The 19,294-nt window shown below is 70.7% G+C and carries 20 protein-coding genes; 16 read left to right on the top strand and 4 right to left on the bottom strand.

Going from position 1 to position 19,294, the window contains the following annotated elements; translation table 11 throughout:
* Positions 1-79: 79 nt before the first annotated feature.
* Positions 80-394 carry a hypothetical protein gene (locus tag BO64_RS09560; protein ID WP_496403063.1) on the top strand — a complete coding sequence of 105 codons (315 nt, stop codon included), beginning with the start codon at positions 80-82 and terminating at the stop codon, positions 392-394.
* Between the two features lie 78 nt (positions 395-472).
* On the opposite strand, the gene gatA is transcribed toward BO64_RS09560, so the two are convergent.
* Both gatA and gatC read right to left on the bottom strand, forming a co-directional pair.
* Positions 473-1,945, bottom strand: a complete 1,473-nt coding sequence (gene gatA, locus BO64_RS09555; RefSeq protein WP_496403062.1) for an Asp-tRNA(Asn)/Glu-tRNA(Gln) amidotransferase subunit GatA — start codon at positions 1,943-1,945, stop codon at positions 473-475.
* Positions 1,945-2,232 (bottom strand): Asp-tRNA(Asn)/Glu-tRNA(Gln) amidotransferase subunit GatC, encoded by a 288-nt coding sequence (gene gatC, locus BO64_RS09550; protein ID WP_496403061.1) that lies wholly within the window; start codon positions 2,230-2,232, stop codon positions 1,945-1,947. The genes gatA and gatC overlap by 1 nt, the downstream gene beginning before the upstream one ends.
* A gap of 71 nt (positions 2,233-2,303) precedes the next feature.
* Between gatC and ruvX the strand changes: the two genes are divergently transcribed.
* The 10 genes from ruvX (at position 2,304) to rpmG (ending at position 13,575) form a co-directional block, all read left to right on the top strand.
* On the top strand, positions 2,304-2,780 hold the full coding sequence (gene ruvX / locus BO64_RS09545) for a Holliday junction resolvase RuvX (RefSeq protein ID WP_496403060.1): 477 nt from the start codon (positions 2,304-2,306) through the stop codon (positions 2,778-2,780).
* 100 nt (positions 2,781-2,880) lie between these two features.
* Positions 2,881-3,861: an aspartate carbamoyltransferase catalytic subunit gene (locus BO64_RS09540; protein ID WP_496403059.1), complete on the top strand. Its 981-nt coding sequence runs from the start codon at positions 2,881-2,883 to the stop codon at positions 3,859-3,861.
* A complete protein-coding gene (pyrC, locus tag BO64_RS09535) occupies positions 3,858-5,150 on the top strand; it encodes a dihydroorotase (RefSeq protein WP_496403058.1) in 1,293 nt (430 codons plus the stop codon). Before BO64_RS09540 ends, pyrC begins: the two co-directional genes overlap by 4 nt.
* A gap of 113 nt (positions 5,151-5,263) precedes the next feature.
* Positions 5,264-5,899, top strand: coding sequence for a glycerol-3-phosphate 1-O-acyltransferase PlsY (gene plsY / locus BO64_RS09530; protein ID WP_496403057.1), 636 nt, complete (start codon positions 5,264-5,266; stop codon positions 5,897-5,899).
* Positions 5,896-6,990: a DNA-processing protein DprA gene (gene dprA / locus BO64_RS09525; protein ID WP_496403056.1), complete on the top strand. Its 1,095-nt coding sequence runs from the start codon at positions 5,896-5,898 to the stop codon at positions 6,988-6,990. The genes plsY and dprA overlap by 4 nt, the downstream gene beginning before the upstream one ends.
* Before the next feature lie 101 nt (positions 6,991-7,091).
* Positions 7,092-9,656, top strand: coding sequence for a type I DNA topoisomerase (gene topA, locus BO64_RS09520; RefSeq protein WP_496403055.1), 2,565 nt, complete (start codon positions 7,092-7,094; stop codon positions 9,654-9,656).
* Between the two features lie 74 nt (positions 9,657-9,730).
* A complete protein-coding gene (gene rnr, locus BO64_RS09515; protein WP_496403054.1) occupies positions 9,731-12,049 on the top strand; it encodes a ribonuclease R in 2,319 nt (772 codons plus the stop codon).
* Between the two features lie 76 nt (positions 12,050-12,125).
* Positions 12,126-12,842 (top strand): NUDIX hydrolase, encoded by a 717-nt coding sequence (locus BO64_RS09510; RefSeq protein ID WP_496403053.1) that lies wholly within the window; start codon positions 12,126-12,128, stop codon positions 12,840-12,842.
* A gap of 25 nt (positions 12,843-12,867) precedes the next feature.
* Complete coding sequence (locus BO64_RS09505) at positions 12,868-13,278, top strand: NIPSNAP family protein (RefSeq protein WP_496403052.1); 411 nt, start codon at positions 12,868-12,870, stop codon at positions 13,276-13,278.
* Positions 13,279-13,407: 129 nt separating this feature from the next.
* Positions 13,408-13,575 (top strand): 50S ribosomal protein L33, encoded by a 168-nt coding sequence (gene rpmG, locus BO64_RS09500; RefSeq protein WP_496403051.1) that lies wholly within the window; start codon positions 13,408-13,410, stop codon positions 13,573-13,575.
* Positions 13,576-13,662: 87 nt separating this feature from the next.
* On the opposite strand, the gene BO64_RS09495 is transcribed toward rpmG, so the two are convergent.
* Together BO64_RS09495 and BO64_RS09490 are read right to left on the bottom strand one after the other, a co-directional pair.
* Positions 13,663-15,027, bottom strand: a complete 1,365-nt coding sequence (locus BO64_RS09495; protein WP_496403050.1) for a PleD family two-component system response regulator — start codon at positions 15,025-15,027, stop codon at positions 13,663-13,665.
* Positions 15,028-15,031: 4 nt separating this feature from the next.
* The gene (locus BO64_RS09490; protein WP_496403049.1) at positions 15,032-15,397 is read right to left on the bottom strand and encodes a response regulator; all 366 of its coding nucleotides are present in this window, start codon (positions 15,395-15,397) and stop codon (positions 15,032-15,034) included.
* Positions 15,398-15,497: 100 nt separating this feature from the next.
* Here BO64_RS09490 and BO64_RS09485 point away from each other — a divergent pair, with 100 nt between their 5' ends.
* From BO64_RS09485 to clpS, 5 genes are all read left to right on the top strand, one after another.
* Entirely contained in the window at positions 15,498-16,181 is a 684-nt protein-coding gene (locus tag BO64_RS09485) for a hypothetical protein (protein ID WP_496403048.1), read from the top strand.
* 2 nt (positions 16,182-16,183) lie between these two features.
* The gene (locus tag BO64_RS09480; protein WP_496403047.1) at positions 16,184-16,642 is read left to right on the top strand and encodes a ribonuclease H; all 459 of its coding nucleotides are present in this window, start codon (positions 16,184-16,186) and stop codon (positions 16,640-16,642) included.
* 25 nt (positions 16,643-16,667) lie between these two features.
* Complete coding sequence (locus BO64_RS09475; RefSeq protein ID WP_496403046.1) at positions 16,668-17,528, top strand: ROK family protein; 861 nt, start codon at positions 16,668-16,670, stop codon at positions 17,526-17,528.
* On the top strand, positions 17,525-18,820 hold the full coding sequence (locus BO64_RS09470) for a DNA polymerase IV (protein ID WP_496403045.1): 1,296 nt from the start codon (positions 17,525-17,527) through the stop codon (positions 18,818-18,820). Before BO64_RS09475 ends, BO64_RS09470 begins: the two co-directional genes overlap by 4 nt.
* Before the next feature lie 141 nt (positions 18,821-18,961).
* Complete coding sequence (clpS, locus tag BO64_RS09465) at positions 18,962-19,291, top strand: ATP-dependent Clp protease adapter ClpS (RefSeq protein ID WP_496403044.1); 330 nt, start codon at positions 18,962-18,964, stop codon at positions 19,289-19,291.
* Positions 19,292-19,294 lie beyond the last annotated feature (3 nt).

The following is a 19,294-nucleotide window of genomic DNA, read 5'->3' as shown; positions in this document are numbered from 1 at the left end:
CTTGCGCAAAGGCCATGAAATGGCCTCAAGGTTGCGTGCGCCTAACGGCGTTCAGAAACCTGGGGGAAGGAACACCCGAATGAAGACTATCGCCCTCGCCGCCGTCGCCGCGGCCCTGCTCGCGAGCCCCGCGCTCGCTCAGGAGCATAACCACGCCGATCACGGCGCCGCCGCGGCCGCCGCGTCGGACAAGCTGTCGGTGGAGAGCACGCCGATCGGCGAGATCATCAAGAACGAGAAGGCCAAGGCGGCCCTGGAGCAGGCCCTGCCCCAGATCAGCGCCTTCTACGACCAGATCGGCACCATGACGCTGGCCCAGGTCGCGCCGCTGAGCCAGGGCGCCATTGACGACGCCAAGCTCAAGGAAATCCAGGCCGAGTTCGACAAGCTCTAAGAGCCGAGCCGTCTGAAACGCGAAACGCCCGCCGGACCCCGGCGGGCGTTTCTGATTCCAGGCCTTCGGCTCAGGCGCTCACCACCACTTCTTCGGCTTGGCCTTGAAGTCGGCGGCCTTCTCGATGGCCGAGCCCAGCGAGAACAGGGTGCCCTCGTCGAGGTTGCGGCCGATCAGCTGCAGGCCGAGCGGCAGGCCCTGCGAATCGAGGCCGGCGGGCACGCTCATGCCCGGCAGGCCCGCCAGGTTCACCGTCACCGTGAAGATGTCGTTGAGGTACATGGCCACCGGATCGTCCGACTTCTGGCCCAGGGCGAAGGCCGCCGAGGGCGCGGTCGGGGTCAGCAGGGCGTCCACCTTCTGCCAGGCCTGGTCGAAGTCGTCAGCGATGCGCCGGCGCACCTTGAGGGCCTTCAGGTAGTAGGCGTCGTAGTAGCCGGCCGAGAGGACGTAGGTGCCGATCAGGATTCGGCGCTTCACCTCGGCGCCGAAGCCCTCGGCGCGGGTCTTCTCATAGGTCTCGGCGAGGTTCGCGCCCTCGACCCGCAGGCCGTAGCGCATGCCGTCATAGCGGGCGAGGTTCGAGGACGCCTCGGCCGGGGCGATGATGTAGTAGGCCGGCAGAGCGTACTTGGTGTGCGGCAGGCTCACCTCGACGATCTCGCAGCCGGCCTCCTTCAGCCAGGCGATGCCCTGTTCCCAGAGCTGCTCGATCTCGGCCGGCATGCCGTCGACCCGATATTCCTTCGGGATGCCGACGCGCAGGCCCTTCACGGACTTGCCGCAGAAGCTGGCGAAGTCGGGCGTCTCCACTGGCAGGCTGGTGGAATCCTTCGGGTCGTGACCGGCCATGGAGGTCAGCAGGATCGCCGCGTCCTCGACAGTGCGGGCCATCGGACCGGCCTGGTCCAGCGATGAGGCGAAGGCGACGACGCCCCAGCGGGAGCAGCGGCCGTAGGTCGGCTTGATGCCGACGGTGCCGGTGAAGGCCGCGGGCTGACGGATCGAACCGCCGGTGTCGGTGGCCGTGGCGCCCAGGCAGAGGTCCGCCGCGACCGCCGCGGCCGAACCGCCCGACGAGCCGCCCGGCGTCAGCTTGGCGTTCCCGCCTTCCGCCCGCCAGGGGTTGGCCACCGGCCCCCAGGCCGAGGTTTCGTTGGACGAGCCCATGGCGAACTCGTCCATGTTCAGCTTGCCCAGCATCACCGCCCCGTCGCGCCACAGGTTGGCGGTGACGGTGGACTCGTAGGTGGGCTTGAAGCCGCGCAGGATCTTGGAGGCGGCGGTGGACTCCACGCCTTCGGTGCAGAACAGGTCCTTGATGCCGAGGGGCGCGCCTTCCAGGCGGCCAGCCTCGCCGCGGGCGCGGCGCTCGTCGGACGCCTTGGCCATCTCCAGCGCCTTGTCGGGCGTTTCGACCACGTATGCGTTCAGCGCCCGGGCGGCCTCCACGGCCTCCACATGCGCCTGGGTGAGCTCCACGGCCGAGAAGGCCTTGGACTGCAGCCCCTCGAGGGCCGCCTTCAGGGTGAGCGAGGTCAGCTCGGCCATTACTCGACCACCTTCGGCACAACGAAGAAGTTCTTTTCCGCCTTGGGCGCATTGGCCAGCACCCGGGCGGGATCGCCGCCGTCGGTGACGACGTCATCGCGCATGGGCAGCGCGGTCTCCACCGAGGTGGTCAGCGGCTCGACGCCGTCGGTGTCCACCTCGTTGAGCTGCTCGATCCAGTTCAGGATGCCGGACAGTTCCCTGGCCAGCGATTCCAGTCTGTCTTCCGGCTCGGCGATCCGGGCGAGCCTCGCGACCTTGCGCACGGTCGCGGCGTCGATGGCCATGGGGCCCTCCTTGAAACTCAGGCGCGTGGGTTAGCCGTGCGGCGCGTCATTTTGCAAGCTATGACGACCCGATGGCCGTCATCGATCTCCTTGAACTGCCCGCCGCGGCGGCGCCGAACACTCCCCTGGTCGGCCTCGACCTGGGTGAAAAGACCATAGGCGTCGCCGTCTCCGACGCCACCCGCATGGTGGCCTCGCCCCTGGAGCTGATCCGCAAGACCAAGTTCACGGACGACGCGGCGGCGCTCTTCAAATTGATGGAGAGCCGGCGCGCCTCGGGGATCGTCATCGGCCTGCCGGTGAACATGGACGGCGCCGAGGGCGCCCGGTGCCAGTCGAACCGCGCCTTCGCCCGCAACCTTCTGCGCCTGCGGCCCGAACTGCCCATCGCCTTCTGGGACGAGCGGATGTCGACCATGGCGGTGAACCGCATGCTGGTGGACGAGGCCGACATGAGCCGGGCCCGCCGGGCCGACGTGGTGGACAAGATGGCGGCCGCCTGGATCCTCCAGGGCGCGCTGGATCGCCTGCGCAACCAGGCGCCCTGACGCCGCCCGGCGCACGCCCGTCAACGGCGCGGACGAACGCCGGTCGGTTAAGCCCCGCCCTTCCCTCGCGTCGAAAACCCCCCTATGACGCCGCATCGAGATGAGCGGCGCCCCTACCGGATTGAATGAGGTCCTGCAGCGGACCTTCGCCTTCCCCAAGCGCCATTTCCTGTCCGTGACAGACCTGAACGAGGTGGAGGTGGCGAACCTCCTCGACCTCGCCGACGGCTTCGTCAGCCTCAACCGCCAGACCTCGAAGAAGCTCGACCTGCTCAAGGGTCGCACGCTGATGAATCTGTTCTTCGAGAACTCGACGCGGACGCAGTCCTCGTTCGAACTGGCCGGCAAGCGCCTGGGCGCGGACGTGGTCAACATGAGCCCGCGCTCGTCGTCCATCGCTAAGGGCGAGACCCTGATCGACACGGCGGTGACCCTGAACGCCATGCAGCCCGACCTGCTGGTGATCCGCCACTCCTCCTCGGGCGCGGCCGCGCTGCTGTCGCAGAAGGTGGGCTGTTCGGTGGTCAATGCGGGCGATGGCCAGCACGAGCACCCGACCCAGGCCCTGCTGGACGCCCTGACCATGCGCCGGGCCTTCGGCCGCATCGCCGGCCTCAAGGTGGCGATCTGCGGCGACGTCCTGCACAGCCGCGTGGCGCGGTCGAATATCGCCATGCTGCAGATGCTGGGCGCCCATGTGCGCCTAGTGGGGCCGCCCACCCTGATCCCGGGCGCAGCCCACCGCTGGAACGTCGAGGTGTTCCACGACATGCGCCAGGGCATCGCCGGCTGCGACGTGGTGATGATGCTGCGCCTCCAACTCGAGCGCATGGACGGGGTCATGGCCCCCTCGCAGCGCGAGTATTTCCGCTTCTATGGCCTCGACCGCGAGAAGCTGGCTTTCGCCGCCCCGGGCGTGCGGGTGATGCACCCCGGCCCCATGAACCGCGGCGTCGAGATCGACTCCGAGGTCGCTGACGACCTCTCGGTGAGCCTGATCCAGGACCAGGTGGAGATGGGCGTCGCCGCCCGCATGGCCGTGCTCACCTCCCTGGCGACGCGCCTGGACAACGAACGATGAGCGCCCGTCCCGTCGCCTTCACCAACGTCCGGCTGCTCGACCCGGCGTCCGGCTACGACGGCCCCGGCGCGGTAGTGGTCGCCGACGGCGCCGTCGCCGACATCGCCCAGGGCGGCGACCTCGGCGCCCTGGGCGCCGACGTGGAGGTGGTGGACGGCGGCGGCAAGCTGCTGATCCCCGGCCTCATCGACATCCGGGTGAAGACCGGCGAGCCCGGCTTCGAGACCAAGGAGACGCTGAAGTCGGCCGGCCGCGCGGCGGCGGCGGGCGGCGTCACCACCATCGTGGTCCAGCCCGACACCTCGCCCGTGGTCGACGAGCCGGCGGTGGTGGACTTCATCCTGCGGCGCGCCCGGGACATCGAGCTGGTCAATGTCTATCCCGCCGGCGCCGCCACCAAGGGCGCCAAGGGCGAGCGGATGGCCGAGATCGGTCTGATGCATGAGGCGGGCTGCCTCTATGTGACCGACGCCGACCGGCCGATCGTCAATTCCAAGGTTTTCCAGCGGGTGCTGAGCTACGCCAAGGCGTTCGACACCCCCGTGGCCCACCGGCCGGCCGACCCATGGCTGTCGGCGGGCGCTGCGGCCACCTCGGGCGAATTCGCCGCGCGCATGGGCCTGCCGAACGTGCCGGCGGTGGCCGAGAAGATCATGCTGGAGCGGGACCTCGCCCTCGCCGAGACCACCGGCGCCAAGCTGATCGTCGACCAGCTGACCACCGCGGGGGCCCTGGAGAGCTTCGAGCGGGCGGTGAAGCGCGGGGTGAACGCCACCGCCACCACCTCCATCAACCACCTGTCGTTCAACGAGCTCGACATCGGCGACTACCGGACCTTCTGCAAGCTGGACCCGCCGCTGCGCAGCGAGGACGACCGCCAGGCGGTGATCGACGCCGTGGCCTCGGGCCTGATCAAGGTGATCGTCTCGGCCCATGCTCCCGCCCCGGCCGAGGACAAACGCCTGCCCTATGACGAGGCCGCCCCCGGCGCCGTAGGCCTGGAAACCCTGCTGGCCGCCCTGTTGGCCTTCCATCACGAGGGCCGCATCCCGCTGATCGACCTGATCCGCACGGTGACCGCCGCCCCGGCCGAGCTGCTGGGGCTGCCCGCCGGCCGCATCGCCAAGGGCGCTCCCGCCGACCTGGTGCTGGTGGACCCGAACGCGCCGGTGGTCATCGACGCCGACAAGCTGGTCTCCAAGTCCAAGAACTCGCCTTTCGACGGCCGCCGCCTGCAGGGCAAGGTGCTGCGGACCGTGGTCGCCGGCCGCACCGTCCATTCGGCCTGACGGCGGGGCCGGGCCGGCCCTTCGTTCTCTTTTCGTTTCCATAGTCGCGCTTGCCGTTCTAGACTTCGCGCGCCCGGCCGCTAGGACTCCCCTCCTGCACTGGGGGAGCGACCATGTCCGAATCTCTGAACGCCGTCCTGACCGGCGCCGCCCTGGTCGGCGGTTACCTTCTGGGCTCGATCCCCTTCGGGGTCATCGCCACCAAGCTGGGGGGCGCGGGCGACGTGCGCGCCATCGGCTCGGGCAACATCGGGGCCACCAACGTCCTGCGCACCGGGCGCAAGGACCTGGCGCTGATCACCCTGCTGGGCGACGGCGGCAAGGGCGCGGCGGCGGTGTTCCTCGCCTGGCTTGCGACGCGCGGGGCGTCGGCCGAGGCCCAGGCCGCCCTCACCGCCCTCGCCGGAGCCTCGGCGTTCCTGGGCCACCTGTTCCCGGTCTGGCTGCGGTTCAAGGGCGGCAAGGGCGTCGCCACCTTCTTCGGCACCCTGCTGGCGGCCGCCTGGCCCGTGGGCGTGCTGGCGGGCGCGGCCTGGCTGGTGACCGCCTTCGTCTTCCGCATCTCGTCCCTGGCGGCCCTGGTCGCCGCCGCCCTCGCCCCCGCCTTCGTGTTCCTGGTGAAGCGGCCCGAGCCCATCGCCCTGATGGCCCTGTTCATGGCCATCCTGATCTATGTCCGCCACGCGCCGAACATCCGCCGCCTGCTCAAGGGCGAGGAGCCGCGCATCGGGGACTCCAAGACAGAGTGATCCGCAAGCTCTCCGACGCCCAGCGCCGCGACTGGCTGCGGCTGGCCCGGACCGAGAACGTCGGGCCGGTGACGTTCGACCAGCTCATCGGGCGTTTCGGCGAGCCTGCCCTGGCCCTGGCCGCCCTCCCCGACCTCGCCCGGCGCGGCGGGCGCATGAAACCCCTGGCGGTCCCGAGCGAAGCCGAGGCCGAGGCGGAACTTGAGGCCGGCGCGGCCCTGGGCGCCAGGCTGATCGCCGCCTGCGAGCCCGACTTCCCCCTGCCGCTGGCGGCCCTCGACCCGCCGCCGCCGCTGATCTGGGTGCGCGGCAGGGCCGAACTGCTCTCCCGCCCCTGCGTGGCCGTCGTGGGAGCACGGGTGGCCTCCGCCGCCGGCCAGCGCTTCGCCCGCGGCCTGGCCGCCGACTTGGGCCGGACCGGCCATGTGGTGGTCTCGGGGATGGCCCGGGGCATCGACGGCGCCGCCCACGAGGGCTCCCTGCCCACGGGCTCGGCGGCGGTCCTGGGCGGCGGGGTGGACGACGTCTATCCGCCCGAGCACCGGCCGCTGTACGACCGCCTCGTGGCCGAGGGCTGCGTGGTGTCGGAAAACGAGCCCGGCCGCCGGGCCGTGGCCAAGGATTTTCCCCGCCGCAACCGCATCATCGCCGGCCTTTCCCGGGCGGTGGTGGTGGTGGAGGCCGAGCTGCGGTCCGGCTCGCTGATCACCGCCCGCCTGGCCGCCGAGCAGGGACGCGAGGTGCTGGCCGTGCCCGGCTCGCCGCTGGATCCCCGAGCCCGGGGCGCCAACGACCTGATCCGGCAGGGCGCGGCCATCTGCGAAGGCGTCGACGATGTGCTGCGGGCCCTGGAGGGCCTGCGCGACCTGGGCGAGCCGGACCGGGCCCGCTACCGGCCGCCAGCCCCGGCCGACGGCGATCCGGCGCTGCTCCGCAGGGTCGCCGACCTGCTCTCGCCCACGCCCGTCAGCCGCGACGAACTGGTGCGGATCACCGGCGCGCCGGCCCCGGCCGTGTTCGCCGCCCTGGTGGAGCTTTCGCTGGCCGGCCGGGCCGAATTGCTGCCCGGCGGCATGGTCAGTTCCGCGTGAGCCCCTTTAGGGGCTCGCCTCGTATGCGTCTTGCTGGCCGTTGACAGGGGGTCTAGGCCGCCCCCACCTTCCGCGCCTCTCAAGGGGACCAGACCACCTTTATGAACGTCGTCATCGTCGAGAGCCCGGCCAAGGCCAAGACCATCAACAAGTACCTGGGGCCCGACTTCAAGGTGCTGGCCAGCTATGGCCACGTCCGCGACCTGCCCGCGAAGGACGGCTCGGTGCGCCCGGACGACGACTTCGCCATGTCGTGGGACGTGGACTCCAAGGCCGCCAAGCGGCTGTCCGAGATCGCCGAGGCCGCCAAGGGCGCCGAGCGCCTGATCCTCGCCACCGACCCCGACCGCGAGGGCGAGGCCATCTCGTGGCACGTGCTGGAGGTCCTGCAGAAGAAGCGGGCCCTGAAGAACGCCAAGGTCCAGCGGGTGGTGTTCAACGCCATCACCAAGTCCGCCGTGACCGAGGCCATGGCCAATCCGCGCGACCTCGACATGGAGCTGGTGGAGGCCTACCTCGCCCGCCGCGCCCTGGACTACCTGGTGGGCTTCACGCTCTCGCCAGTGCTGTGGCGCAAGCTGCCGGGCGCCAAGTCCGCCGGGCGGGTGCAGTCGGTGGCCCTGCGCCTGATCGTCGACCGCGAGCTCGAGATCGAGCGCTTCAAGAGCCAGGAATACTGGACCGTCGAGGCTGAGGTGGCCGCCGGCGGCGATCCCTTCACCGCCCGGCTGGTGAAGCACCAGGGCAAGCGCCTCTCCAAGTTCGACCTCGCCAACGAGGCCGCGGCCTTCGCGGCCCGGGACGCGGTGAAAGCCGCGGCCTTCAAGGTCGCCGCGGTGGAGCGCAAGCCCGGCCGGCGCTCGCCGCCGCCGCCCTTCACCACCTCCACCCTGCAGCAGGAAGCCGCCCGCAAGCTGGGCTTCTCGGCTCAGCGCACCATGCAGGCGGCCCAGAAGCTGTACGAAGGCGTCGACATCGGCGGCGAGACGGTGGGTCTCATCACCTACATGCGGACCGACGGCGTGCAGACCGCGCCCGAAGCCCTGGACGAGGCCCGAGCCGTGATCGCCGGGCTGTACGGCAAGGACTACGTCCCCGAGAAGCCGCGCTTCTATTCCACCAAGGCCAAGAACGCCCAGGAGGCCCACGAGGCCATCCGCCCCACGAGCCTGGCCCGCAATCCCGGCAAGCTGCGCCTGGAGGGCGACCTCGGCCGGCTCTACGAGCTGATCTGGAAGCGGATGATCGCCTCGCAGATGGAGGCCGCGCGCATCGAGCGGACCACCATCGACCTGGAGAGCGCCGACGGCCAGACCGGCCTGCGCGCCACCGGCCAGGTGGTGACCTTCCCCGGCTATCTCGCGGTCTATGAGGAAGGCCAGGACGATCCCGAGGACGAAGAAGGCGGCCGCCTGCCGCAGGTGGCGGAAGGCGCCGAGGCCACCGTCCGCCGGGCCCAGGCCGACCAGCACTTCACCGAGCCGCCCCCGCGCTATTCCGAAGCCAGCCTGGTGAAGAAGATGGAGGAGCTCGGCATCGGCCGGCCCTCGACCTACGCCTCGATCCTGGAGCGGCTGCGCGACCGGGCCTACGTCCGCATGGAAAAGCAGCGGTTCGTGCCCGAGGACCAGGGGCGGATCGTCACCATCTTCCTTGAGGAGTTCTTCCGGAAGTACGTCGAGTACGACTTCACCGCCGAGCTGGAGAACCAGCTCGACCAGGTGTCGGCGGGGGACCTCGACTGGAAGGTGCTGCTGCGCAACTTCTGGGCTGACTTCAACGCCAAGGTCGGCGAGCTGGGCCAGATCGGCACCCGCGAGGTGATCGACGCCCTGGACGAGAGCCTGTCGTCCACCCTCTTCCCGCCGACGCCGGACGGCTCGGACCCGCGGGCCTGCCCGCGCTGCGGCTCGGGCCGGCTGAGCCTGAAGCCCAGCCGCACGGGGGCCTTCGTCGGCTGCTCGAACTATCCGGAATGCCGCTACACCCGCCCCTTCGGCCCCCCCGGCGTGGAAGGCGACGGCGCCAGCGGCGACCGGGAGCTGGGGACCGACCCGGCCACCGGCGAAGCCGTCTGGCTCAAGGCCGGCCGCTTCGGCCCCTATGTGCAGCTCGGCGAGGGCGAGAAGCCCAAGCGGGCCAGCCTGCCCAAGGGCTGGAGCGCCGCCGACATGGACCTGGAAAAGGCCCTGCGGCTGCTGCGCCTGCCGCGCGAGGTGGGCCTGCACCCCGAGGACGGCCAGCCGATCCTGGCCGGCATCGGCCGTTACGGCCCGTTCGTGCAGCACAACGGGACCTACGCCAACCTGCCGAGCGTGGACGAGGTGTTCGAGGTGGGGCTCAACCGGGCCGTCGACCTGATCGCCACCAAGCGCGCCGGCGGCAAGCGCGGCGGCGGGGCCGACCAGGCGCCCCTGAAGGACCTGGGCGCGCACCCGGCGGACGGCCAGCCCGTGCGGGTGCTGGCCGGGCGCTATGGCCCCTATGTGAAGCACGGCTCCACCAACGCCACCGTGCCCAAGGGGACCGACCCGGCGGCCCTCACCCTCGAGGAGGCGGTGAAGCTGCTGGCCGAGCGGGAAGCCAAGGGCGGCGGCAAGAAGAAGCCGGCCAAGAAGGCGGCCGCCAAGAAGCCGGCGGCGAAAAAGGCCAAGGCCGACGCCTGACCTCGTCAGGCTGATCGGGGGCGAACTGATCGGGAGCCGGGCCGCGGGCGTGGCGTTGTGCTAAGCACCGCGCCATGGCCCGACCGCAAAAGACGAAACCCGCCCGAGTTCCCCAGGGCCTGCCCGACCGCGACACCCTGCTCGCCTACATCCGCGAGCACGGCGAGACCGACCGCGCCGCGCTCGCCCGGGCCTTCGGCCTGAAGGGCGCCGATCGCCGCGCCCTGCGGATGATGCTGAGCGACCTGGAAGCCGAGGGCGTGCTGTCACGCCGCAGCCGCCGGGGCCTGGCCGAAACCGGCGCCCTGCCCGAAGTCGGCGTGGCCGCCGCCGTGGAACGCAGTCCGGACGGCGACCTGATGGTGCGCCTGATCAAGGGCGAGGACGCTCCCCTCGTGCCGCTGGCGCCGGGCGGCGAGGTCGTGGGCCCCGCCCCCGGCCTGGGCGACAAGCTGCTGGTCCGCTTCGTCCGGCTGGAGAACGGCGAGGTCGAGGCCCGCCTGATCAAGCGCCTGGGCCAGAGCGCCCACCGGATCCTGGGCGTGGTCCGCAAGGCCCGCCGCGAGGTGCGGCTGGAGCCGGTGGACCGCCGCTCCAAGGACAGCCTGGTGCTGCCGGACGGCGGCGAGCTGCGCGACGGCGACCTCGTGGTCGCCCAGGTGGAAGGCTCCGTGGGCCGGTACGGGCCCAAGCGGGGCAAGGTGCTGGAGGTGGTGGGCCGCGAGGACGAGCCCCGGGCCGCCTCGCTGCTGGCCATCCACGCCCACGGCATCCCCACCGGCTTCTCCCAGGCGGCCGAAGCCGAGGCCGAGGCGGCCGAGCCGCCGACCCTGGCCGGGCGGGAGGACCTGCGGGACGTCCCGCTCATCACTATCGACCCGGCCGACGCCCGCGACCACGACGACGCCGTCTTCGCCGAACCGGACGCCGACGAGAACAATCCCGGCGGCTGGATCGTCTGGGTCGCCATCGCCGATGTGGCGGCCTATGTCACGCCCGGCTCGGCCCTGGACCGCGAGGCCCGCGAAAAGGGCAACAGCGTCTATTTCCCCGACCGGGTGGAGCCGATGCTGCCCGAGCGGCTGTCCAACGGCCTGTGCAGCCTGCGCGAGGGCGAGAACCGCGCCACCATGGCCGTCCGGATGGTGTTTGGGGCCGACGGGCGCAAGCGCTCACACCGGTTCGTGCGCGGCTTGATGCGCTCCGCCGCCAAGCTCTCGTACGAACAGGCTCAGGCCGCCATCGACGGCCGTCCCGACGACAAGACCGGCCCGCTGCTGGAGGGCGTGCTCAAGCCCCTGTGGGCCGCCTATGGGGTGCTGAAGAAGGGCCGCGACGCCCGCTCGCCCCTGGCCATCGAGAGCCTGGAGCGGAAGATCGTCATCGGCGAGGACGGCCAGGTGGTCTCGATCACCCCCAGAACCAGCCTGGAGGCGCACCGGCTGATCGAGGAATTCATGATCCAGGCCAATGTCTGCGCCGCCGAGACCCTGGAGCAGAAGAAGATCCCGCTGATCTACCGGGTCCATGACGCCCCCAGCCAGGAGAAGATCTTCAACCTTGCCGACTTCCTGGCGACTCTGGGCCTGCCCTGGACCAAGGGCGAGCCGCCGCGCACCGAGCGGTTCAACCGGCTGCTGGACGAGACCCGCGACACCCCGCACGCCGAGATCGTCAACGAGGTGGTGCTGCGGACCCAGATGCAAGCGCACTACTCCACCGAGAATATCGGCCACTACGGGCTGAACCTCGCCAAGTACGCCCACTTCACCTCGCCCATCCGCCGGTACGCCGACTTGGTGGTCCACCGGGCGCTGGTGAGCGCCCTCGGCCTCGGCAATGACGGCCTTACCGAGCGCGACGTGGCCACCATGAAGGGCACGGCCGAGCACATCACCGCCTGCGAGCGGCGGGCGATGGCCGCCGAGCGCGACGCCACCGACCGCTACGTCGCCGCCTTCCTCGCCGACCGGGTGGGGGCCGAGTTCGAGGGCAAGATCACCGGCGTGACGCGCTTCGGTCTCTTTGTGCGGCTCACCGAGACGGGGGCGGACGGCCTCGTGCCGGTCTCCAGCCTGGGCGGCGAATATTTCATCCATGACGACCGGGCTCACGCCCTGGTGGGCGAGCGGAGCGGCGCGCGCTGGCCTTTGGGCATGACCGTGCAGGTGCGCCTGCGGGAGGCGACGCCGCTCACCGGCGGCCTGCTGTTCGAGATGCTGAGCGAGCCCGCCCCGCCCGACCGCTCGGCCCCACGGCCGCGGCTGGGCGTGCGCAGCCGCGGCGACCGGGAGTTCCGCGGCCCCGGCCGGAGCCGGTCGGGTCCGAAGGTGCGCGGCGGCGGCGCGGGCCGGACGCCCAAGTCCAAGGGCAAGAAGAAGCCCCGCCGCTGAGCCCCGCGCCTGCCCGCCGGAGCGTGACGCCGGGTCACGCTTTCCAGCCGCCATTTCCCCCGCCACAGTTGAGCCGATGTCCGACGACGCGCCCGCCCTGCCCCTGAAGCCCGAAGGCCCGCCCCGCCCAGCCGGCCAGAAGGCGGTGCGGCCCAAGAGCGCCGCCACGGTGATGATCATCCGCCGTGACGGGCCCAGGCCCCGGGTGCTGATGGGCCGCCGGCACGGCGGGCACTCGTTCATGCCCGACCGCTGGGTGTTCCCCGGCGGGCGGATCGACCGCAGCGACTATCGCGCCCCCTTCGCCACCGACCTGAAGCCCGAGACGGCCGCGGTGTTCGACGCGCATCTCAAGGTCGGCAAGGGCCGGGCCCTGGCCCTGGCGGCGGTGCGCGAAACCTGGGAGGAAGCCGGCCTGCTCCTCGCCCGTCAGGCCCCGGCCCCGCCGCGGACCGGCCCGTGGCGGCCCTTTGTCCAGCAGGGCGCCCTGCCCGACCTCGAGGCTCTGGAGGTGATCGCCCGGGCCGTCACCCCGCCCAGCGTCGGCAAGCGATTCGACACCTGGTTCCTGATGGCCGACGCCGAGCGGCTGATGAGCCTGGAGCGCCAGCCCGACTGCGGGGAGTTGGAGGAGATCGCCTGGGTGGAGTTCGGCGAGGCCCTGGACCTGCCGCTGCCCACGGTGACGCGGGTGATGATCCGCGAAGCCGAGCTGCGGATGAGCGATCCCGCCCGACCTCGGCCATATTTGCGCTACAAGGATCGCGTCGCGGGACGCCCCGCCTACCTCTGAAGCGCCGTTAAATGGGGCCTTCGCCATGCTCCGTGGCCTGCTTGCCGCCCTGCTGCTGATCTTCACCGTCCCGGCCGCCGCCAAGGCCGCCGAGGAGGGGCGACCGATCAACCAGCTCCGCGTCTATGAGATCTTCGAGAGCAACAAGGCCGCCTTTCACGACCGCTTCCGGGACCACGCGGTCCGGATCATGGCCCGTCATGGCTTCAAGATCCTGTCCATGTGGGAGGCCAAGCGCGAAGACCGCACCGAGTTCGTCTATCTTCTGCAGTGGAAGGACGAGGCCGAGATGAAGGCGGCCTGGGCGGCGTTCATGGCCGACGCCGAATGGGCCGAGATCAAACGCATCACCGCCGCCGACCATGGCCGACTCGTGGGCGAGATCGAGGAAAAGACCTTGGTCGCCACGCCCTATTCGGCCCCGCTCGCCCCCTGAAACGGCGGCGCGAGCGTCGTGATGCGAGGCGGTCATTGACTTCCGGCCGAGGATTCGTATTTTCCCCGCCTCTCCGAACACCCGCCGGCGGTGCGATCCCGTTTGGCCCCGCGTATTTAAGGACCTGACATGGCGAAGCCCGCCTCCATCAAGATCCGTCTCAACTCCACGGCGGACACCGGCTTCTTCTACGTCACGAAGAAGAACGCCCGCACCAAGACCGACAAGATGGTGCTGAAGAAGTACGACCCGATCGCGCGCAAGCACGTCGAGTTCCGCGAAGGCAAGATCAAGTAAGGTCGACGCGACCTTCGATCTTCCTATGAAGACGCCCGGCCCCGCGGCCGGGCGTTTTTCGTTTTGGGATCCGCCCTCGCCCCGGGGCTACGCCGCCCGGGCGATGACGCGGTTGCGGCCCCTGGACTTGGCCTCATAGACCGCCTCGTCCGCCCGCTTCAGCAGGGCCTGGACGCTGTCGGCCGGGCCGCTGCTGGCCGCGACGCCGATGGAGATGGTGACGCTGAGCAGGTCGCCGCCCGCCATGGCCCGGAACGGCGAGCCGGCCACATGCAGGCGCAGGCGCTCGGCGATGCGCTGGGCGTCGGCCAGGCCCGTGTGGGGCATCACCACCACGAACTCCTCACCGCCGTGGCGCACCGGCAGGTCCACGGCCCGGACATTGGAGGCCAGGCGCACGGCGAACTCGCGCAGCACCTCGTCCCCTACGTCGTGGCCGAAGCTGTCGTTGATCTTCTTGAAGTGATCGATGTCGATGACCAGCACCGACACCGGCTCGCCGTCGGCTGCGGCCCGGCGCATTAGCGCCTCGAGCTGGCCCTGCATGTACCGGCGGTTGTGCAGGCCGGTGAGCTGGTCGGTGACAGCCAGCTCCAGGGAATGGTCGAGGTTGGTGCGCAGATAGTCGGTGTAGCGCTTGCGGCGGATCTGGGTCTTGGCCCGGGCCGCCAGCTCGCCGGGGTCGATGGGCCGGGCGAGGACGTCGTTCACCCCGATCTCCAGGGCCTTCACCGTCCGCTGGCGCTCGTCCGGATCGACCACCGCCAGGATCGGCAGGCCCCGGGTGGTCTCGTCCGAGCGGATTTGGGCGGCCAGGCGCAGGCCGTCGAACGCCTTGGCTCCGGCGTTGACGATGACCAGGTCCACGGGCCCCTTGGCGGTCAGCAAGGCCTTGTCCGGCTCGGTCTCGATCACCGGCCGGTGCTCCACCGACAACTCGGAACTGACCCGCTGGGCCTGGCGGACATTGTCGTCGACGATGAGGATCCGGCCGCCCGTCCCGCCCAGGCGCGAGGCGGCGCCCGCAATCACGCCCATGCGCCGGCCCGACGCCTCGCGCTCACGCAGCTCGTCGATCACCGCCTTCAGCCGGGTGAGTGAGCGCACCCGGGCGAACAGCATGACGTCGTCGATGGGCTTGGTCAGGAAGTCGTCGGCCCCTGCCTCCAGCCCCGCCACCCGGTCCGCCCGGCCGTCCAGGGCGGTGACCAGCACCACCGGCACATGCCGCGTCTCGGGATCGTCCTTCAGCCGGCGGCAGACCTGGAAACCGTCCATGCCGGGCATCATCAGGTCGAGGAGCACGATGTCGGGCCGCTCGGCGACGGTCATGGCCAGGGCCGTGGGCCCGTCGGACGCCGTCAGCACCTCGTAGTATTCGGCCGTCAGCTTGGCTTCGAGGAGGCGGACGTTCGCCTCGATGTCGTCCACCACGAGGATGCGGGCGGACATGGCCTCAGTCCAGCAGGCGTCGGATGGTGTCGAGGAAGTGCGAAACCGAGATCGGCTTGGAGATGTAGGCCTCGCAGCCGCCTTCGCGGATCCGCTCCTCGTCCCCCTTCATGGCGAAGGCGGTGACGGCCACCACCGGAATATGGGCCAGCTCGTCGTCCTCCTTCAGCCACTTGGTGACTTCGAGGCCGGAGATTTCCGGGAGCTGGATATCCATCAGGATGAGGTCGGGGCGATGCTCGCGGGCGAGCGACAAGGCCGCGAGACCCTCACGGGTCTCGATGATGTCGTAGCCCTGGGCTTCGAGCAGATCATGAAAGAGCTTCATGTTCAGCTCGTTATCCTCGACGATGAGGACCTTCTTGGCCATTCGTGACCCGGCGCCTTCTTCGAGGTCGGGCCGCGAACGCGACCTTCCCCAACTGTGCGGGTTTGATCCCACGGATATACTTAAACTTCGTTAGCCGCGTTTGGACGAGACCTTGCCGCAGACCCAGCCGCCCGCCGCCCTCAATCGCCCCGCCCCGAGCCTCGACGCGCTCGGCCTGTCGCGGGAGCGGCCGCTCGTACTGGTGGACGTGGACGAGGTGCTGGGCCTCTTCATGCAGGGGTTCGGCGACTTCCTCGCCGGCCGCGGTCTGGAGATGCGCATCGACCGCTTCGCCCTGTTCCAGAACATCTACCGGCCCGGCGAGCCCCAGCACCTGGACCTGCAGGAGGGCAAGGCGCTGTTCGACGCCTTCTTCGCCAGCCACTGCCACGAGATCGAACCGGCCCCGGGCGCCGTCGCGGCCCTCAACCGCCTGGCCGCCCACGCCGAGATCCTGATCCTGTCCAACGCGCCCGCCCAGGCCGAGCGGCTGCGGGCCCAGTGGCTGGCCAGCCACGGCCTGAAGCACCCGCTGATCCTGAACACCGGGCCCAAGGGGCCGATCGCAGCGTCCCTCACCCGGCAGACGCCGCACCGCACCGCCTTCGTGGACGACCTGCTGCCAAACCTCGACTCGGTGGCCGACCATTCGCCGGGCACCACCACCTTCCAGCATGTGGCGGACGAGCGGTTGCGCCCCCTGGCGCCGGCGTCCGAGCGGCATCGGCGCATCGACGACTGGGCCGAGCTTGCCGAAGCCATCGAAGCGGCGCTACGGCGCTAGCCATGTCCGACAGCATTCGCATCTGGCTGGCCGTGTCCTACGCGGCCCCTTTCCGCACCGGCGGCTGGGCCTTCGTGCGCAGCGCCGGCGGCGCGGTCTCCGGCGCGGCCGGGGGCGACCGCCGCATCACTGGCGACCGTCTGGCCCTGTCCGCCCTGCTCGCGGCGCTGAAGGACGCCGCCGGGCCGGTGGAGCTCGTCACGGCCGATCCTTTCCTCGCGGCCGCGCCGGAGCGCCTGGCGGCCACCGGCGAGGACGCGCCCACCGAGGACCTCGACCTCTGGGGCCAGGTGGCCACGGCCTTCAAGGCGCGGCCGGTCCGGATCGCCCGGCAGGCGCCCACGCCGGGCAAACCCCTCGCCTTCGCCGGGGCCTGGGCCGAGCAGGCCCGGGAGCGGGCGCGGAACGGCGCCTTCGCCTTTCCGATCCCGAAACCCAATCTCGCCAAGGCGGGCGCCTGAGGAACAAATCGGGTAGAACGGCCGCATGATCCGCTTCGGCGTGGATTTCGGCGGCACCAAGATCGAGGCGGCGGCCCTCGACGGCGAGGGCCGGTTCGTGGCCCGGGTCCGCGGGCCCACGCCCCGGGACTACGACATGGGCCTCGAGGCCGTCCGCGCCCTCACCGCCGAGGCCGAGCGGCAGGCCGGGGTGAAGGCCGAGCGGGTGGGCGTAGGCGGGCCGGGCTCTCTCTCGCCGCGGGATGGCCTGATCCGCAACGCCAACTCCACCCAGCTGAACGGCCGCCCCTTCGCGGCGGACCTGGCGCGGGTGCTGGAGCGGCCGGTCCGCTACGCCAACGACGCCAACTGCCTGGCCCTCTCGGAGGCCGCCGACGGCGCCGGCGCGGGCGCCGAGGTGGTGTTCGCCGCCATCCTGGGCACCGGCTGCGGCGGGGGCCTGGCGATCGGCGGCCGCCCCATCGTGGGCCGTAACGCGGTGACCGGCGAGTGGGGCCACACGCCCCTCCCCTGGCCGACGCCCGAGGAACTGCCCGGGCCGTCATGCTGGTGCGGCCGCCGGGGCTGCCTGGAGCTGTGGATCAGCGGGACGGGCTTCGCCCGGGACGCCGGACGGCCCGCCGAACAGGCCGCCGCCGAGGACGGCCCCGCCCTCGCCCGCTACATCGACCGCCTGAGCCGCGGCCTGGCGGTCATCGTCGACCTCCTGGATCCGGACGTGATCGTTCTGGGCGGCGGCATGTCGAACGTGAACGCCCTCTACACGCGCCTGCCCGCGGCGATCGCCCCGCACGTCTTCTCCGACGTCTTCGAGACGCCGATCCGCAAGGCCCGCCATGGCGACAGCTCGGGCGTGCGCGGCGCGGCCTGGCTGTGGCCCGCATGACGGCGCCAGCGAAGACGCCCCTGCGGGCCCTGTGCCGGGACTGCTTCTGGACCGGCGCGGACGAGGTTCGGCGCTGCCCCGTCTGCGGCTCGCCGCGGGTGGTTGTCCACGAGGAGCTGGGCGAACTTTCCATCGCCCACATGGACTGCGACGCCTTCTACGCCAGCGTCGAAAAGCGCGACCGACCCGAGCTGCGCGATCAGGCCGTGATCGTGGGCGGCGGCAAGCGCGGCGTGGTGACCACCTGCTGCTACATCGCCCGGATCAAGGGCGTGCGCTCGGCCATGCCGATGTTCAAGGCCCTCAAGGCCTGCCCCGAGGCGGTGGTCATCAAGCCCGACTTCGCCAAGTACCGGGCCGAGAGCAAGCGCATCCTGGGCTTGGCCGCCGAGCTGACGCCGCTGGTGCAGAACCTGTCCCTGGACGAGGCCTGGATGGACCTGTCGGGCACCGAGCGGCTGCACGGCGCCCCGCCGGCGGTGACCCTGGCCCGCCTGCAGGCGCGGATCGAGGCCGAGACCGGCCTTACCGTCTCCATCGGCCTCGCCCCCAACAAGTTCCTGGCGAAGATCGCCTCCGACCTCGACAAGCCCCGGGGCTTTTCGGTGATCGGCGCGCGGACGGCCCAGGCGTTTCTGGCCCCCAAGCCCGTGGGCGTTCTCCCGGGCGTCGGGCCGGCCATGGCCGCCTCGCTGGAGAAGGCCGGCTTCCGGACGGTGGGCGACCTCGCCCGGGCCGACGTCAAGCTGCTGGCCGAGCGCTGGGGCGCCCACGGCCTGCGGCTCTCGCGCCTCGCCCACGGGGAGGACGCCCGGCCGGTGAACCCCAACGAGGAGCGCAAGGGCATCAGCGCCGAGACCACCTTCAACGAGGACCTCTCCCGGGTGGCGGACCTCGAGGACATGCTGGCCCCGCTCTGCGAGAAGGTGGCCCGCCAGGCCCGCGCCGCCGGCGTCGCAGGCCGGGTCGTGACGTTGAAGCTTCGGACCACCGACTTCCGGATCGTCACCCGGCGACGCACGGTGGCCGTGCCGACCCAGACCGCCCGGACGCTGTTCACCGTGGGCCGGGAGCTGCTGACGAAAGAGGCGACCGGCCGGCCCTGGCGGCTGATCGGCATCGGCCTCTCCGACTTCGTGGACGCCGAAGCCGCCACGGCGGATTTCTTCGCCGAGGCCGAGCGCAAGGCCCTGGCCAGCGAAAAGACCCTGGATGCGATCCGCGCCAAGTTCGGCAAGGACGCCGTCACCTCGGGCCGGATGCTCAAGACCAAGGCGCTCAACGAAGAGTGATCGGACGGTCCGGCGCATTGGCGGGCGGCGTGGCCATGCACGCTTTCCACCGCGCCGTGACGCTTTGACCCTTCCAAAAGGCGCCGTCTTCCATATCTAATCAAGGCGGCGCGCGTGTTTGCGCCTAGGGAGATCGGAGCCATGAGCGAGCGCAAGGAAGGTGACGTTGGCGCCGGCGTTCGGTCGAGCGTGATCACCCAGACCAAGCCGAAGACGCAGAAGCCGTCGATGTATCGCGTTCTGATCCTGAACGACGACTACACGCCGATGGAATTTGTCGTCTACGTACTCGAGCAGTTCTTCAACAAATCGCGCGAAGACGCGACCCGCATAATGCTGCACGTTCATCAACACGGCGTCGGCGTCTGCGGAGTCTACACATACGAAGTGGCGGAAACAAAAGTGGCCCAGGTCGTTGATACGGCGCGGCGACACCAACACCCGCTGCAGTGCACCATGGAAAAGGATTAAGGC

The sequence above is a fragment of the Phenylobacterium composti DSM 19425 genome, from assembly GCF_059568645.1.
The sequence above is the reverse complement of the archived record's forward strand: the minus strand, read 5'-3'. Positions and strand labels throughout refer to the sequence as shown.